Genomic DNA, 16,549 nt, shown 5'->3' on the forward strand with positions numbered 1-16,549 from the left:
TTTGTCTACATAAATAAAAAAGACAATCTTTAACGACCTTTGCTAAAATTGATTCGCTGAAAAATAGCTGCTTGCCAGTTTTCATTTGAATAAATTTGCTTGTGTTTGTCCTTAAAGATTGTCTTTTTTCTATTCTTACACTCACTCGTTAATCAAGTAACGTTAACAACTTATTTTAAAGTTAGGGCGTTGAGTGCAACGACCACTGTACTTAGTGACATCAAGACTGCTCCCACTGCTGGGCTTAAAATAAGTCCGATCGGTGCTAAGATTCCTGCTGCTAAAGGAATAGCAATAATATTATAACCAGCGCCCCACCAAAGATTTTGGATCATTTTTCTTCTTGTTTCTTTTGCTAATTCTAAGAAATGCAAGATATCTTTGGGGTCACTGTTCGTTAAGACAACATCTGCAGAATCAATCGCAATATCAGTTCCTGCTCCGATTGCCATACCTATCGTTGCACGTGCTAAGCTTGGCGCATCATTGATGCCGTCACCAACCATGATCACTTTTTTTCCTTGATCAAGATATCTTTGAACGATCGCCTCTTTGTCATCTGGCAGTAGACCACCGTAATATTCATTGATTCCAAGATATTCCGCTACTGCTTGGGCTGCTTTGGGGTTATCCCCAGTCAACATGACTGGGATAATATTTTTTTCTTTGATCGCTTGAATAAACTCTTTTGCTTCTGGTTTAATGACATCTCCTAGAGCAATCACAGCCACTAATTTATCTGAAACTACTAAAAAGCTGACAGTGTTTCCTTGAGATTCATAGTTTTTTAATCGTTCAGGGTCAATTTTTAGTCCTAAACGTTTTGCTTCTTTTCCATTAATAATTTTAACATCTTTGTCTTCCACAGTTGCTTCTAAACCAACACCTGCTAAATTTTTTTGTTCCTGTGCTTGATAAGGAGTAATCTTTTTTTCTTTTAAATAATTCATTATCCCAATCGCTAAAGGATGATTTGCATGTGCTTCTAAAGCACCGATATATTTCAAGATTTCTTCTTCTTGATAAGCTTCATCTAAAATCTCAATACCAGTTACAGTAAATTTCCCTTGGGTCAACGTGCCTGTTTTATCTAACATGATCACGTCTAGATCATTGGCTTGTTCCATCGCATTCCGATTTTTCAAAAGCAACCCATTTTTAGCTGCGATCGAAGTCGAACGAGCAACAACTAATGGAATCGCAAGTCCCAGTGCATGCGGACAAGCAATGATGAACACGGTGACCATTCGTTCTAGTGCATCTGGTAGATTTGCTAGGAAGAGCCAAGCAATAAAGGCGATGATCCCAACTACTAAAGCCACATAAAATAACCATTTTGCTACTTTATCTGATAGAAACTCTAATTTAGATTTTTCTCCTTGGGCTTTTCGTACCATCTCCATTACTTTTGCAAGGTAACCATTTTCGCCAGTACCTGTTACAGTAATTTCAATTGTTCCGTCGCCATTAATTGATCCACCAATGACCGAATCGCCCACTTGCTTTTTAACCCCTTTGGATTCACCCGTAACAGCAGATTCATCAACAATGGTATGTCCTTTGTCGATCGTCCCATCCGTTGGCATCTTGTCTCCAGCACGAACAATTAGACGATCACCTTCATGGACTTCTTTTAAAGAGACGGTTTCTTCAGTCCCGTCTTTTTTCAATCGTTTTACCGATTCAGGTAATAATTCTGCTAATTTTTGTAAAGCATCGCTGGCATTAGAGACTGCATTCATTTCGATCCAATGTCCCAATAACATGATTACGATTAACGTTGCTAATTCCCAGAAAAAATCCATGACATGTGTATGGGGGTTGATGAGGTTGGCTATAAAAGAATACACACTATAAACATATGCGACGGTAATCCCCATAGCAATCAGTGTCATCATTGCTGGACTTTTTTGTTTCAATTCCATTTTGGCTCCGCTTAAGAATGGTTGTCCGCCATAAATAAATAAAATCGTTGCCAGAACCAACACCACCCAATTAGAGCCAGGAAACGTCACTTGAAAAGGAAAGGACATCCCCATCATCGGTGAAAAAAGAATAATCGGAATCGCTAAAATCAGAGAAAGCCAAAATTTTTGCTTAAAGTTCCCCATGTGCATAGAATGATCCATTCCACCCATATTTTCATGACCCATGTGGCTATGATTCATTCCACTCATATCTTCATGATCCATATGGCTATGATCCATTCCGCTCATGTGTCCATGGTCCATCTGTTGGTGCCGTTCCATGTGTCCATGCGTATGGTGTTGATCCATATTTTCCATTTTTCCATGTTCCTGTAAATTATTCTTGGTATTCGTTTGTTCTACAGTTATTTTTTCCTCAGGATTCTTTCCAATAGCGCCCTTTTTATTTGTTTCATTCTCAGGATCTATTCCATTATTCATCTTTTTCCTTCCTTTCCTCTGAAACGATTTATTTGATCGTTTTTCGATTTAAGCTTAAAGAATTCAATAATACACTGATTGAACTAAAGGCCATTGCGCCACCAGCAATGATTGGGTTTAAAAAACCAAAGGCAGCAAAAGGAATCCCGATCGTATTATAAATGAATGCCCAAAACAAATTTTGTTTGATTTTTTTTAATGTGGCAGCTGATAAAGAAATCATTTGATTGATAGAAGTTAAATGACTATTCATTAATGTCACATCGGCTGTTTCCATCGCAATATCGGTTCCACTTCCCATTGCAATTCCAACATCTGCTAAAGCTAGCGCTGGGGCATCATTGATTCCATCACCGACCATGCCAACTTTCTTTCCAGCTTTCTGTAGTTTTTCTACATAGTTGGCTTTTTCTTCAGGTAAAACTTCTGCAAAGATATGGTCAGAATCGATTCCTACTTGTTTGCCGATTGCTTGAGCGGCTCGTTGATTATCTCCCGTAACCATAAATACATCGACACCTTTTTGTTGTAGTTGCTCGATTGCTTGTTTTGCATCTTCTTTGATTTGATCAGCAACAGCGATCATTCCAAGAACCTGTTCTTCGTTGGCTAAAAACATCACTGTTTTCCCTGCCTGTTCTAATTCTAACGCCTGTTCTTGAAATTCATCAAATGAAAGGTTCATTTCAGCTAGTCTCTTTCTAGTCCCAGCAAAATAATGAACACCGTTGATCGTTCCACTGATTCCTGCACCAGGATGAGCAACAAAATCAGTGATTGGCTGAGTTTTTGCACCGACTTTTGCACCATAAGCAACAATAGCTTTTCCTAAAGGATGTTCAGAAGCATGTTCAAGGGAATAGAAAAGGGAAATGATCTCTTTGGGACCGATGACATCTGTTACTTCTGGTCGGCCTTGTGTAATCGTTCCAGTTTTATCCAAAATAATACTATTTAGATGAGCGGCTCCTTCTAACGCTTCGCCACCTTTGATCAATATCCCATTATGAGCACCGACTCCTGTTCCTACCATGATGGCGGTTGGTGTTGCTAAACCAAGCGCACATGGGCAAGCAATGACTAAAACGGACACACTATGAAGCAATGCTAACTGCCAATCCTTCGTGAGCCATCCTGTAACTAATAGTGTCACCAATGCTAAAAACAAAACGATCGGTACGAAAATCCCTGAAATCTTGTCAGCAATTTGTTGGATCGGTGCTTTACTTCCTTGAGCATCTTCCACCATTTGGATGATTTGTGCCAACACCGTATCTTTTCCTATCTGAGAAACTTGTATTTGGATCAATCCATTGGTATTGATCGTTCCACCAAAAACCATATCTTTTTCTTTTTTCTCAACAGGTACACTTTCTCCTGTCAACATGCTTTCATCCAATGCACTAGTGCCAGCAATGATCCGTCCATCTGTAGGTACTTGTTCACCAGGACGAATCACTAAGATGTCATCGATCATGACCTCATCAATTGCAATCGTCTCTTCTTTGCCATCTCTTAAAACTTGTGCTGTTTTTGTCTGAAGGGACATCAACTGTTTGATGGCATCGCCTGTTTTACTTTTTGCTGTATGTTCTAAATACTTTCCAAGTAAAATCAAGGTAATGATCATACTGCTACTTTCAAAATAAAGATCATGGGAATGGCTAGGGAAAAAACCATTATAAATGCTTAATGCGAAGGCTGCAGATGTTCCAATCGCAACTAAGACATCCATATTCGGCGCTTTAGTTTTTAATGCATGATAGGCTCCTTTATAAAAGCGCCAACCTACATAAAATTGCACAGGCAAAGCAAAGAGCAACTGCACAAGAGGCAGATGGAAGAACGACACAATTGGTCCATGACTTCCAAGCATCATGGCAATCATTGCTAACATCAAGGGTAAAGTCAAGATCGCACTAAAGATAAGATCAAACTTCATTTTTCTTAAATAGGTTTGTTTCTCCTCAGCAATTTTTTGTTTATGCGCTTCGTCATATAAAATTGCCCCATAGCCGATATTTTCGACACTTTTGATCAATCTTTCTGTAGTAGTGTCGGTATATTTCACACTTGCCTTTTCAGTGGCTAAATTGACAGTAGCGGACATGACACCAGGTTGTTCATTTAGTTCTTTTTCGATTCGAGCAGAACAATTCGCACATGTCATTCCAGTAATGACAAATGTTTCCATTTTAGTATTCGTTGCCATCAAATCACCTCTGCTTGATAGCCTAATTCATTGATTGCTTGACAAATCTCTGTCGCTTGAACATTTGCTTCATCAAATTTCACAACGGCTTTTTCTTTTTTCAGCTGAACTTTTACTTTTTTGACACCACTGATTCTTCCGACCGCTTCTTCAATCCGAGCCACACAATGGTTGCAACTCATCCCTTTAACTGAAAATTCTTGTTTCATTCTTGTTTCCTCCTTATTACTATTTCTTACATTCACATTGGCCAGGTATACAATTACATTCAATCGTTTCGACTGGCTCTTTTTTATTGAGTTGTTTCATGATCTGCTGAATATCTGCTTGGGTCAATGTCGCTTCTTCAACCAAATCAGCAATCGTCGCACCGACTCTTTTTGCACAAATATGTGAAAAGAGATTTTCAGTAGCACTTCGAACGGTTTCCATCTCGGAAACAGCTGGATGATAAATAAATTTCTTTCCCTCTTGTTCAGTCCAAAGCGCTTCTTTTTTCACCAAACGCCCTAGAAGGGTTTTAACAGTTGCTACTTTCCAATCCATCGAATCAGCTAATATCTGAGTGATTTGTTGGGCATTTGCTTGACCTAAAGTCCAGATAACTCGCATGACTTCCCATTCAGAATCACTGATTTTAATTAATACTCTCTTTTCTTCCATTAGTTTTCCACCTCCATCGATTACATTTGTAAACTTAACTTCGATAATAGATTACAACTGTAATCGTAAATTGTCAACCAATGGGCTTATTTTTTTTCAACTGGTTAATATACTTTTGTCGATCACGTTTATTATCTAAAATGAGTAACTTATTTTTTACTTGCAATGTATCAATCAGTTGGAAGATTCGAGGTTCATTCTTTCGCTTAAAACGCCAAACAAAACACAAAAAATCCAAGTATTCTTTATCCAACTTTTCAGTAAAGTCATTAGGCATGTCAGGTCTGGTCGCACGATCTCGCTTTCTTTTTAAAGTTCGTTTGATGACACGAGCCATTGCAAGATACGTTGGCACTCGTAATAAGATGATTTGATCTGCTTCTTGCAGTCTCTTCCTAGCAGTAGCAAGATAGTTTCCTTCGATGATCCAGTTCTCATGTTTAGCCATAAAGTTTTCTTGCTCTAGTTGAAACCAAACTTGTGCCTTTTCACTATAATCTGTACCATGCCATAAAAAATCTAAGGGTAAAAGAGGAATCTTTGCCGTTTCTTGAATAGTTCTTGCCAGTGTCGATTTTCCAGAGCCACTTTGTCCTAAAATTACTATCTTCATCTTATTCCTCCTCCACTCAAAACTTTTTCTTTTTTTATTTATGATAACATGAGGCACAAAAAAAGAGAGAAACGATCGTTTCTCTCTCAACTCATTATGTTTCAATCAATGTTTCTTTTACATTTTTATTTTTATCACGACGGGCAATCGCTGGTAAGATCATTCCCAACATGATCAAAATAATTGGTGTAACGACATTTGAGATCAACTGGAACCACCAAGCTTTAGGATCAGCCGCATACTCGACTTTGGGAACCATTCCCAGAATACAAGCAAAAGCGGTAAAGGCAAAACACCAAGCACCGAAAATAAAACCAACCTTTGGATTCTTCACGAATTTATACTCAGAAGTAAATTTCTTGTAAGCTTTATTCAACATCATATACGCTAAGAATACCCATAAATAACGCATAGGCATTACTACTGAATTTAGATTAGTCAACCATTTCACTAATTCGTTCATGTCTTTGATTCCAAAAATGGGTAGTAAAATGATGATGCTAACTAAAATCCCAGTCAATAAATAGCCATTGACGAGTGTTCCTTTATTGCTTCGTTTACGTAACCATGAAGGAACAAATTCTGGATCTGCATCTGCTAATAAAATTTTCAGTGGTGCATCGATTGAGAAGGCTAATGCGGAAATTTGACCAACCATATTTGTCAAAGCATAGATGATCATCAACGAATTACCAATGCCATAATAGTTGCCTAGGATTTGGAAAGCACTGTAAGCACCATTTGCCATTAAGTCTTTCGGAATATTGTCACTCGCAAATAACATTCCCATCGCTACAGAACCTAAAACCGCACAAACACCAACCATTGCAGCCAAGAAAATCATTCCTTTTGGAAATTCTTTGGCTGGATTTCTTGTGGAATTAACATAAGGAGAGATTTTTTCTGCCCCACCTACTGCAAATACAAGCATCGAAACGGTCGTAAAATAGCTAAAGTCAAATGTCGGGATGTATGTTTTGACCTGATTCATTCCTGTAGTAGCAAATTCCATATCAGTAGTAATAAATGGAGCTGTTACTGCCATCAAAATAAATAAAAGTGACATGACAAACATCGCAGTTCCTGCTAATCCACCAATGACCTTCAATGTGGATAATCCTTTTGTAGAAAGATACAAGAAGGCTAAGAAAATTACTAAGGAAATCACTGCTACCATTTGAACAGTCATTGTGTTAACAATATTTCCATTTCCTTGAACTGCCCATCCAGCAGCAATCAAAATTGCCTGAGGTTTTTGTGCAAGATAAGGAATGTGGACGACCCAATAAGTCCATGCAGCATAGTATGCCAACCGTTTATTTGATGTCGTATTTTCGACCCAAGAGCTGACGCCACCTTTACTGTCTTTAAATGCGGAACCAAGTTGCCCTACGATCAAGGCATAAGGGATAAAATAAATAGCAAGAATCAATAGCCAAGAAGTAACAACTGAGATTCCTTGTTGCGCATAGTTGTTTACTACATTCCCCATGCCCCAAACCATGTTGAAAGCAATGAGTGCTACGGTAAACCAACGTAGTTGTTTATCGTTCATCTGTTTTCTCCTTTTAAATTTTTTTAAATAAAATATTTATCTATTCACAATCATAAACAAATTCTTATCTATTTACAATAGTTCGTTATTTTATGTGTGTATATTTTTAATTTTCCCACACTGTTTTTCCATCTTTTTATCATTTAACACAAGATAACACCTTGTATAAATTAGTTAATCCCTTTCAAACTGAACGATGTAAAAGAATTTTCTAAAAATTAGATCAAATAGTTATTTTAATATGCTTACTTTCTAATCAAAAAACAACAATGGGTAGTACAATTCAAAAATCGTTGCTTTTACATAAAAAAAAGAAATTCCCCTTTCATCCGAACAGTCATCAAGCTGACGAATAAAGGAAAATTTCTTTTCTATTGATCAATAACAAACAAGATACACTTAAGAACTTCATTTTAAATACGCATATAAATAGTTTGGTTAAAGATTTTCACTTATTTTCTGATAATCCTACTCCGTAGGCAAGAAAAGTTCACTTTAACGATGCTTGTGTTTAGATCAACAGTCGATCGTTAGAGTTTTAAACATCTCATAGCGTTTAAGACTGCTAGTACAGTGACACCTACATCAGCAAATACGGCATCTCCCATTGTGGCGATCCCGAATGCGCCTAAAATTAAGACAACACTTTTGATCCCGATTGCAAAGATAATATTTTGTTTAACGATTTTCAACGTTTTTCTTGATAAGCGAATAGCATCTGCGATTTTTCCAGGTTCATCATTCATGATCACTACATCAGCCGCTTCGATTGCTGCATCACTTCCAAGACCTCCCATCGCTATTCCGACATCAGCTCTAGCTAGCACAGGTGCATCATTGATTCCGTCACCAACAAACGCAGTCTTTTGCGATGCGTTCGTGAGGATTTGCTCTAATTTAGCCACTTTGTCTTGCGGTAAGAGCTCGCTATAGACCGTGTCGATTCCTAATTCATTTCCAATATGTGTCGCAATTGCTTGTGCGTCCCCGGTAAGCATCACAGTTTGTTTAACTCCAAGTTTTTTTAGTTTTTGTAAAGCTGCTTTTGCATCTTCTTTGATGGAATCTGCAATCACTATGCTTCCAACATACTGTTGATCAATTGCCACATATACTAAGGTACCAACTGCTTGATTGACTGGAAAGGCTATATTGTATCGAGTGAAAAGTTTATGATTTCCTACTAAGACTACTTTCCCATCCACAACTGCCTTGATTCCTTCGCCTAAAACTTCTTCCATTTGATCCGTGGGTAATAATGCTCCTTCATAATCAGCTAAAATCGCTTGTGCAATCGGATGTGTCGAATATTGTTCTACACTTGCAACATATTGCATGAATAAAGGTTCAACCATAGTAGTTTCAATTGATTGAACAGAAAAATCACCTTTTGTCAGAGTTCCTGTTTTGTCAAAAACCATGGTGTCTGTATGAGCTAATAATTCAAGGTAATTACTACCCTTCACTAATACACCCATTTTACTAGCTCCACCAATCCCTCCAAAAAAGCTTAAGGGTACCGAAATTACTAAAGCACAAGGACACGAAATCACTAAGAACGTCAAAGCTCGGTAAATCCATTCATCAAATCCTGTATTTGGTAACACAAGTGGTGGTAAAATGGCTAATAAAACAGCTAATACTACTACCACTGGCGTGTAGTAACGAGCAAATTTAGTGATGAAATTTTCTGCTGGTGCCTTTTTACTACTTGCATTTTCTACTAATTCGAGCAATTTACTAATGGTTGAGTTTTGATAATTTTTTTCTACTTCAACAACTAATGGTTGATTGATATTGATAAAACCACTTAATACTGACTCTCCTTCAAAAACTTCTTTTGGAACCGATTCTCCCGTTAATGCAGAAGTGTCAACTAATGACTGCCCACTGATGACTTTCCCATCTAATGGTACTCGTTCTCCTGGTTTGACAAAAACATGCTCCCCAATCATTACTCTTTCTGGCTGGGTTGTCACCAATCCAGCTTCTGTTTCAACATGAGCCACTTCTGGTCGAATCTCCATCAATGCACGTATCGATTTTCTTGATTGGTTGACTGCAAAGCCTTGGAAATATTCACCTACTTGATAAAACAACATGACCGCTACTGCCTCTGGATATTCACCAATCAACATCGCACCGATCGTTGCGATTGCCATCAAAAAATTTTCATCAAACAATTGACCTCTCGTAATGTTTAATGCAGCTTGCTTGATAACATCAAAACCAATAAATAAATAGACAAGTAAAAATCCAATAAAACGAATCGGTTCAGCTGGAGCCCAAATAAACAAGCCTAATAAGCCAATAGCTGATAGGACAATACGAATCAGATCCTTTTTTTCTTCATTTAATGTCGAAGTCACTTCTTCCATCTCTTTTACCTCAACTTCTGGTTCTAATTCCTTGATCACTTTTCTAGTTTCAGTTTCGATTTCACCTATCTTATCCTGATCTGCGTCAATCGTTAATTTACCTACAGCAAAGTTAACATTTGCTTGCTTTACCCCATTGATTTCGTTGATTCTTTTTTCGATTTTCATTGCACAGTTTGCGCAATCCAATCCTTCTAATCGATAGCTTTTCATGCTCTGACCTCCTCACTTTAAACATGAACGTTTATTCATGTATAATTATATATGAGTGGTCACTCATTTGTCAAACTAATACTTCTTCTATTTTTTATCAATCAAAAAAGCATTACCTTTACAATAAAAAAAGCGACTCATAAAGTGAAAACCATATCATCCATTGTAAGAGTACAGGAGTGTCACAAATAAAAAAGAACTGAACAACGGAATCAACACTTGTCCTTACCCGAACTAATCCATACCTAATAGCTATCTTATCAGCAATAAAAAAAATAAGCATTTCTCCTATTTGATTAAAACTCCCCCACTAGCCAAACGAGTGAGGGAGTTTTTTTATTGTTGTCGTATCTCTTCATCCTAAGCGATATCTATTTACTGGGATTATTCCACTTCTATAGTCGCTAGTAGTTGTTGGAAACTATTCGTAGTACTTGTTCCTGGTCGATTACCTACTAATTTAACTGAAATGATATCGCCAGCAACCACGCCTTTACTGTAAGTCACCCGAACAGTCTCATTCATTTTTTTGACTGATGAATAGTAAGCTTTTCCTTTATAAGTTTCCGCGATATATGCATCATTTTTATAAAGTACGATTCGATTGTCTTGCTCAAATATTTCTCGATCAATATCCATCACTACTTTATTTCCAACTACTTGAATATCTTTCACGATCTGATCATATTCAGTCGCTGCTGATTCCAATTTTTTCTCTACTACATAGGTTTCTAACAATACTTTACCTGCAGAGCTTTGACCAGGTGATCCAGGCGCTAAATAAACTTCAATTTTTTCACCTTTGTTGCCTTCAAACCCACGACGTATCTTTACTAGTTCGTCTGTTATATCTTTGTAAGAGTAGTAAGCTTTACCATTATACGTTTCAAAATAATAGTTACCATCCAAATAAACCATCAGGCGTTGTTTGCTATTAAATTGTTCTGGCGTTAAGTTTAAGTAGATATATGGTTGGTGACTTTCTACTCCAACAGATAACAAAGTATTTTGGGATGTGTCATCTTCTGATTGGATATCGATATTTTTAAAAGTTGCCCAACCATTTCCCGTAGAAGAAAAACGGATAATATATGTATTGTCTTTTTCTGGTGTCGTAAAAGTAAACGAATGTCTTTCCCATTGTTCATTATTATGTGCCGATTCTTGTAAAGAAACAAATTCTTCTCCGTGATTCAATGTACCAAACTCGACTTTACCCGGAAAATTTTTACTTCCCGCAGCGTCATAAGAAAATGTGTAGGTCGTGTTGGGTTGTAATTTCACATATTGATGGATATTTTCGCCCAACATTGCTTTCACATAAGAAACCCCATTTTCAGTTACCAGTGTTGGATTGTTCGATTCTGGGTTTGACACGATCCAATGATCTAAACCAGCGCTAAAATCCCCGTTACTGATAATCGAGTCCTCAACCACTTCTTTCAAGTTATCACTGATAGTAATAGCTTCCTTGCCTATGGTTGTTGCATGTACGCCTATAGAAGTTCCTAAAGACAGACAGGCAATACTTGCGACAAATACCTTCTTCATGTTATTTTTCATTCTATTTTCCCCCACTAATTGATTTCTGCTGTTACGATTAGGTAACGAGACTCATTCTATATTATCTCTGGAGATACTCTTTTATTTGCCTTGAATTTTCATGAACATTTTATTTTAAAGATCCTTTTTTACACAAAAAAAGAAATAAATCGCCAAATTCCCATTTTTCATCTCTCTATTTAGCAATCCTGCTAATGTTTACTAATTTTTTGGAATTGTCCATAATTTTTTTTTCCAAAAAAAGAAATTATCATTGCCGATAGCAGCTATTTCATTAGTACAATCCTTATAACGAGTAAGGAGGTTCCAACCAAGATGAAAGCGATATTATCCAAAAAACATTATATCCAATTAATTATTTTAGAAACATATTTAGCAAATGGACAAGTGACCGTTCAACAACTAGAAGAAACAACCCAAGCAACCAAGCAAACGATTCTTAAACAATTGAATGAGCTGGAAAATCGTGGCTTTTTTCAAGTGGAAAAGAAAAAAGATCATTTATTGCTGAGAAAAAATAAACCAATCAGCTATAGTGAAGTATACAGTTATATTTATCAAGATTCTGTACAGCTTCAATTTATTTCTCTGGTTTTTTCTCGTCCGTTTATAACAACTTCGGAAATTTTAAAAAAACTAAAAATCAGTAAATCTCAATTTCGCCGTATCAAAAAACAAGTAGCTGATTTTTTGAACTGCCATGATATTTGTCTGACTGACTCTCCTTTCTACTTTACAGGAGATTCATCTAAACTATATCAGTTTTTTTATGTCTTTTTTTCAGAAAAATATCACGCTAATACTCAATATATTCTTCCGAAAGAACAATTAATTCTTGATCAACTGTTGCAAGCATTTACCGAATTGCCCAACTTCTCTACTTCTCGAGAACAACAACGATTAAGTAGCTGGATCTGGGTGATTATTAAGCTTAGTGTCCATATCCAAAAATCAACGACTTATTATAAATCAGCGGATAAAAAGGCAATATCCTCAGCAACTTTACCATTTGATGATTCACGAATCGTCATTGATTATGCACACTTCAAAGAAGTATTCAAGCTTTCATATACGGGTGTCGTCCAATCAAATCTCTTAACATTTCAGTCAATGATGAAAGAACCAAAGCTTTCACTAGAAATGCAAGAGAAAAAGCAATCCTTGATTCAGTTGACAACTGAACTCTACCAGCTATTTGGAGAAAATAAAGAAATCGAGCTCCATTATTCGATCGATCAATCACTAACTTTGTCTGGAAAAATCAAATATTTGTTAAATGATCAAAAAAAACGATTTGTGATTGAATTTTTTAAGCAAAATGGGCGCTTTTCTGCCCATACTGCTAACCGACTGTTACAAAAATTGATCACTTTCAGAAATGAAATAAATGATGATCCTTTATTTTATGAATGGCTCTATCTTACAATTATCTATGATAAACACTTAAAGGAACTTATTAGAAAAAATCAACAGAAGAAAAAAATTGGTCTTGCTTTTACCTACGACCAAGTACATAGTGAATTACTGATTACGCTTCTTAAAACGAAATTGAATGAGTACGCAGTTTTTGAAATCATTGATGTCCAAGATTCTGTAATGAACGATCAAAATGCAGATTCCATCGATTACTGGATTTCTAATCTTCCAATAGCTCCTCAGAAAAACTGGCTACTTTTAGACAATTATCCTTCGCTAAAAGAGATTCGTACCTTAGAATTGCTTCTTCAGCAATCAACGATCCAACCATTAATCGAAGCTTTAAAAAAGCCATTACCAACTGACTAAGTTATAAAAAAACTGCAGAAAGTTAACCTCCTAAGAGGCCACTTTCTGCAGTTTTTTGTGGTTGAACCAGCTATTTCATTTTTATGGATAGATACGGTTCAACAAACGTGGGAATGGAATTGCTTCACGCACATGGTCGATACCTGCGATCCAAGTAACTGTTCGCTCTAAGCCCAATCCAAATCCAGAATGTGGCACTGAACCATATTTACGCAAATCAAGATACCAAGAATATTCATTTTCGTCTAAACCATGATTTTTGATCTGTTCTAATAAGAATTCATAATCCGTTGCCCGTTCACTACCACCAATGATCTCACCGTATCCTTCTGGTGCGATCATATCGGCACAGATCACTACATCTTCACGAGTTGGATGTGGTTTCATATAGAAAGGTTTGATTGCTTTTGGATAATTCAAGATAAATACGGGTTGTTCAAATGAATTGGCAATGAATGTCTCATGCGGAGAACCAAAATCATCGCCCCACTCAATATCATCAAACCCATTTTTCTTCAATAATTCAATCGCATCATCATAAGAGATACGTGGGAATGGTAACTTCGTATAAGTTTTCAATACTTCTTTGTCTCGTTCCAAGACATCTAATGCGTAATCACAGTGATCCAATACATTTTGTACTAAGAAAGCAACATATTGTTCTTGGACCTCTAGACTTTCTTCTTGATGTGTAAATGCCATCTCAGGTTCAATCATCCAAAATTCGATCAAATGACGACGTGTCTTTGATTTTTCTGCACGGAATGTTGGACCAAAGGAGAATACTTTACCAAAAGCCATCGCTGCAGCTTCCATATATAATTGACCACTTTGTGATAAGTACGCTTTTTGGTCAAAATAGTTCGTTTCAAATAAGTCAGTCGTTCCTTCTGGTGCAGAACCAGTTAAAATTGGAGGATCGATTTTGACAAAGTTATGGTTATTAAAGAACTCATATGTTGCACGAATAATTTCATTTCTGATTTGCATGATTGCATGTTGTCTGGAAGAACGTAACCATAAATGACGGTGATCCATCAAAAAATCAGTTCCATGTTCTTTAGGTGTGATGGGATAATCATGACTTTCACTGACAACTTCGATTGTCTTAATCCCGATTTCGTAGCCGAATTTTGAACGGCTATCTTCACGGATTTCTCCGGTCAAGATGATTGATGTTTCTTGGTGAAGATTTTTCGCTAATTGAAATACTTCTTCTGGAACTTCACTTTTCACAACTACTCCTTGAAAATAAGCCGTTCCATCTCTTAGTTGTAGAAAAGCAATTTTTCCGCTTGAACGTTTATTTGCTACCCAAGCGCCAATCTTTACTGTTTCTCCTACATGATTTTTCGAATCAATGATTTGAATTGTTTCCACTTATGACTCTCCTTCGCTCTACCTTAATTATTAGGATTATATTTGACTTTTACTCTCAATAAATTGCGCAATACGTCGGACTGCTTCTTCCAAAGTTCCAAGATCCGTTGCATAACTTAATCGCACATTTTCTGGCGCACCAAATCCTTCACCAGTTACTAAAGCAACACCCGTTTCCTCTAATAGATCTTCTACCCACTTCGTGACATTCTCATAACCGCACATAGCCAACGTTTCTTTTACATTCGGAAACAAATAAAAAGCACCTTGTGGTTTATTAAGTGTCACTCCAGGTAAGTTTGAAACAAGTGGATATAAGATATTTAGGCGTTCTTCAAATGCCACGCGCATTTCTTCCACTGGATCTTGCTCACCAGTCAACGCTTCAATCGCAGCATATTGGCTGACTGCTGTTGAATTACTTGTTGATTGAGAAGCAATTGCAATCATCCCATCGATGATTTCTTGGTTCCCTAAAGCATAGCCGATTCTCCATCCCGTCATTGCATAAGTTTTTGAGACCCCATTGATGATGATCGTTTGCTTACGAATAGCTTCAGAGATTGTTGCAATTGGAGTAAACTCATTGCCATTATAAACTAAACGTCCATAAATATCATCTGCAACTATCAAAATATCATGTTTGACAGCCCATTCTCCGATTGCTTGCAGCTCTTTTTGATCATAGATCATTCCTGTCGGATTCGAAGGAGAATTGATAATCAATGCTTTCGTTTTAGGGGTTCGTGATGCTTCTAGCTGGGAAACAGTTATTTTAAATCCATTGTTTTCCTCGCCTTTAACAAATACCGGTCGACCTTCTGCTAATTTTACTTGCTCTCCATAACTTACCCAATAAGGTACTGGGATGATCACTTCATCTTCAGGATCTAAAATCGTCTGAAAAAGGGCATATAACGCAAATTTTGCACCATCCGTTACAATCGTTTGAGAAGGTTCATAGGTGATCCCATAGTACTCCTTGATATAATCGACAATTGCTTGGCGTAGTTCAGGAATCCCTGCGCTCGGCGTATAGTAACTTGCTTTGCCGTTTCTAATTGCCTGAACCGCCACTTCTTGGATATTTTCGGGCGTTGCAAAGTCAGGTTCTCCGACCGTTAGACTTAAGATATCTTTTCCTTGTGCTTTCAAAGCTTTTGCTTTTGCTGCTGCAGCAAGCGTCACAGAAGGTTCTAATTGTTGTACTCTTTTTGACAGCTTCATCCTACTCATCCTTTACAAATTATATTCCAGTGATAGTTTTTATTTCTTTCCCTGACTCGAAAGAAAGCAAATAATAATTGAATTGATCCTTTGAATTTTTTCCAACAACTTCCCAGACAGCTTGATTATCGTACATTCCTAGTGAAGCTTTTTCGATTTGGACTTCTGGATGAGCTTGAGCAATTTTTTCTTTTGCTTCTTGTTCAGTTATCCCATCTTTTTGAGCTAATACTTTGACCTTTTCGCCCGATTTAGGAATAATGACCGCAATTTCTTGCCCTTTATCGTTTTTACCAGTCAAAGAAAAGTAAGTATGATTCCGAGTAAACCAATAAAAGTGATCTGCTTCTTCAAGTCCTGCGTATTTTTTAGCAATCTCAATTGCTTCTTGTTTGGCTTGCATCCTTGGGCGGCTCGCACGTAAATAAAAAATCGAACTAAATACGATGATCGCTAATAAAGCGATAATCAACCCTAGTAATACATGATTAATTGTTTTTTCTTTCGGAGATTCTTGCTTTTGTTTTGATTGTTTCTTCAAGGATCGTCGCT

Annotated in this window: 12 protein-coding genes; 1 reads left to right on the forward strand and 11 read right to left on the reverse strand. The window is 37.0% G+C overall.

What is annotated here, in order from left to right:
* Nucleotides 1-170 precede the first annotated feature (170 nt).
* The 8 genes from copB to IGK81_RS08840 all read right to left on the reverse strand — a co-directional run bounded on the left by copB (nucleotide 171) and on the right by IGK81_RS08840 (nucleotide 11,605).
* Entirely contained in the window at nucleotides 171-2,408 is a 2,238-nt protein-coding gene (gene copB / locus IGK81_RS08805) for a copper/silver-translocating P-type ATPase CopB (RefSeq protein WP_181915061.1), read from the reverse strand.
* A gap of 28 nt (nucleotides 2,409-2,436) precedes the next feature.
* Nucleotides 2,437-4,620, reverse strand: coding sequence for a copper-translocating P-type ATPase CopA (gene copA, locus IGK81_RS08810; RefSeq protein WP_034700859.1), 2,184 nt, complete (start codon nucleotides 4,618-4,620; stop codon nucleotides 2,437-2,439).
* Nucleotides 4,620-4,829: a copper chaperone CopZ gene (gene copZ, locus IGK81_RS08815; protein ID WP_010718490.1), complete on the reverse strand. Its 210-nt coding sequence runs from the start codon at nucleotides 4,827-4,829 to the stop codon at nucleotides 4,620-4,622. Before copZ ends, copA begins: the two co-directional genes overlap by 1 nt.
* Before the next feature lie 19 nt (nucleotides 4,830-4,848).
* Nucleotides 4,849-5,283, reverse strand: a complete 435-nt coding sequence (locus IGK81_RS08820; RefSeq protein ID WP_034700861.1) for a CopY/TcrY family copper transport repressor — start codon at nucleotides 5,281-5,283, stop codon at nucleotides 4,849-4,851.
* Between the two features lie 73 nt (nucleotides 5,284-5,356).
* Complete coding sequence (locus IGK81_RS08825; RefSeq protein WP_034700862.1) at nucleotides 5,357-5,896, reverse strand: topology modulation protein; 540 nt, start codon at nucleotides 5,894-5,896, stop codon at nucleotides 5,357-5,359.
* Between the two features lie 94 nt (nucleotides 5,897-5,990).
* Nucleotides 5,991-7,451 carry an APC family permease gene (locus IGK81_RS08830; RefSeq protein ID WP_010718493.1) on the reverse strand — a complete coding sequence of 487 codons (1,461 nt, stop codon included), beginning with the start codon at nucleotides 7,449-7,451 and terminating at the stop codon, nucleotides 5,991-5,993.
* A 530-nt stretch (nucleotides 7,452-7,981) separates the two neighbouring features.
* Nucleotides 7,982-10,042 (reverse strand): heavy metal translocating P-type ATPase, encoded by a 2,061-nt coding sequence (locus IGK81_RS08835; RefSeq protein ID WP_034700865.1) that lies wholly within the window; start codon nucleotides 10,040-10,042, stop codon nucleotides 7,982-7,984.
* A 384-nt stretch (nucleotides 10,043-10,426) separates the two neighbouring features.
* Complete coding sequence (locus IGK81_RS08840; protein ID WP_034700867.1) at nucleotides 10,427-11,605, reverse strand: carbohydrate binding domain-containing protein; 1,179 nt, start codon at nucleotides 11,603-11,605, stop codon at nucleotides 10,427-10,429.
* Between the two features lie 315 nt (nucleotides 11,606-11,920).
* Here IGK81_RS08840 and IGK81_RS08845 point away from each other — a divergent pair, with 315 nt between their 5' ends.
* On the forward strand, nucleotides 11,921-13,390 hold the full coding sequence (locus IGK81_RS08845) for a MarR family transcriptional regulator (RefSeq protein WP_232622378.1): 1,470 nt from the start codon (nucleotides 11,921-11,923) through the stop codon (nucleotides 13,388-13,390).
* An 81-nt stretch (nucleotides 13,391-13,471) separates the two neighbouring features.
* Here IGK81_RS08845 and asnS read toward each other — a convergent pair whose 3' ends face one another.
* The 3 genes from asnS to IGK81_RS08860 are packed head-to-tail and all read right to left on the reverse strand — an operon-like array spanning nucleotide 13,472 to nucleotide 16,538.
* Complete coding sequence (asnS, locus tag IGK81_RS08850; RefSeq protein WP_010718497.1) at nucleotides 13,472-14,770, reverse strand: asparagine--tRNA ligase; 1,299 nt, start codon at nucleotides 14,768-14,770, stop codon at nucleotides 13,472-13,474.
* A 36-nt stretch (nucleotides 14,771-14,806) separates the two neighbouring features.
* Nucleotides 14,807-15,997: a pyridoxal phosphate-dependent aminotransferase gene (locus tag IGK81_RS08855; RefSeq protein WP_034700871.1), complete on the reverse strand. Its 1,191-nt coding sequence runs from the start codon at nucleotides 15,995-15,997 to the stop codon at nucleotides 14,807-14,809.
* A gap of 19 nt (nucleotides 15,998-16,016) precedes the next feature.
* A complete protein-coding gene (locus tag IGK81_RS08860; protein ID WP_010718499.1) occupies nucleotides 16,017-16,538 on the reverse strand; it encodes a cell wall elongation regulator TseB-like domain-containing protein in 522 nt (173 codons plus the stop codon).
* Nucleotides 16,539-16,549 lie beyond the last annotated feature (11 nt).

It is taken from the genome of Enterococcus sp. DIV0703, assembly GCF_051711065.1.
In the GTDB taxonomy this organism is placed as follows: Bacteria; Bacillota; Bacilli; order Lactobacillales; family Enterococcaceae; genus Enterococcus_B; species Enterococcus_B hirae.

Coding starts and splice junctions, on each gene's coding strand:
- IGK81_RS08845 (WP_232622378.1), top strand. CDS start 11,921: ATGAAAGCGATATTATCCAAAAAACATTATATCCAATTAATTATTTTA.
- copB (WP_181915061.1), bottom strand. CDS start 2,408: ATGAATAATGGAATAGATCCTGAGAATGAAACAAATAAAAAGGGCGCT.
- IGK81_RS08830 (WP_010718493.1), bottom strand. CDS start 7,451: ATGAACGATAAACAACTACGTTGGTTTACCGTAGCACTCATTGCTTTC.
- IGK81_RS08835 (WP_034700865.1), bottom strand. CDS start 10,042: ATGAAAAGCTATCGATTAGAAGGATTGGATTGCGCAAACTGTGCAATG.
- copZ (WP_010718490.1), bottom strand. CDS start 4,829: ATGAAACAAGAATTTTCAGTTAAAGGGATGAGTTGCAACCATTGTGTG.
- copA (WP_034700859.1), bottom strand. CDS start 4,620: ATGGCAACGAATACTAAAATGGAAACATTTGTCATTACTGGAATGACA.
- IGK81_RS08855 (WP_034700871.1), bottom strand. CDS start 15,997: ATGAAGCTGTCAAAAAGAGTACAACAATTAGAACCTTCTGTGACGCTT.
- IGK81_RS08840 (WP_034700867.1), bottom strand. CDS start 11,605: ATGAAAAATAACATGAAGAAGGTATTTGTCGCAAGTATTGCCTGTCTG.
- IGK81_RS08820 (WP_034700861.1), bottom strand. CDS start 5,283: ATGGAAGAAAAGAGAGTATTAATTAAAATCAGTGATTCTGAATGGGAA.
- IGK81_RS08825 (WP_034700862.1), bottom strand. CDS start 5,896: ATGAAGATAGTAATTTTAGGACAAAGTGGCTCTGGAAAATCGACACTG.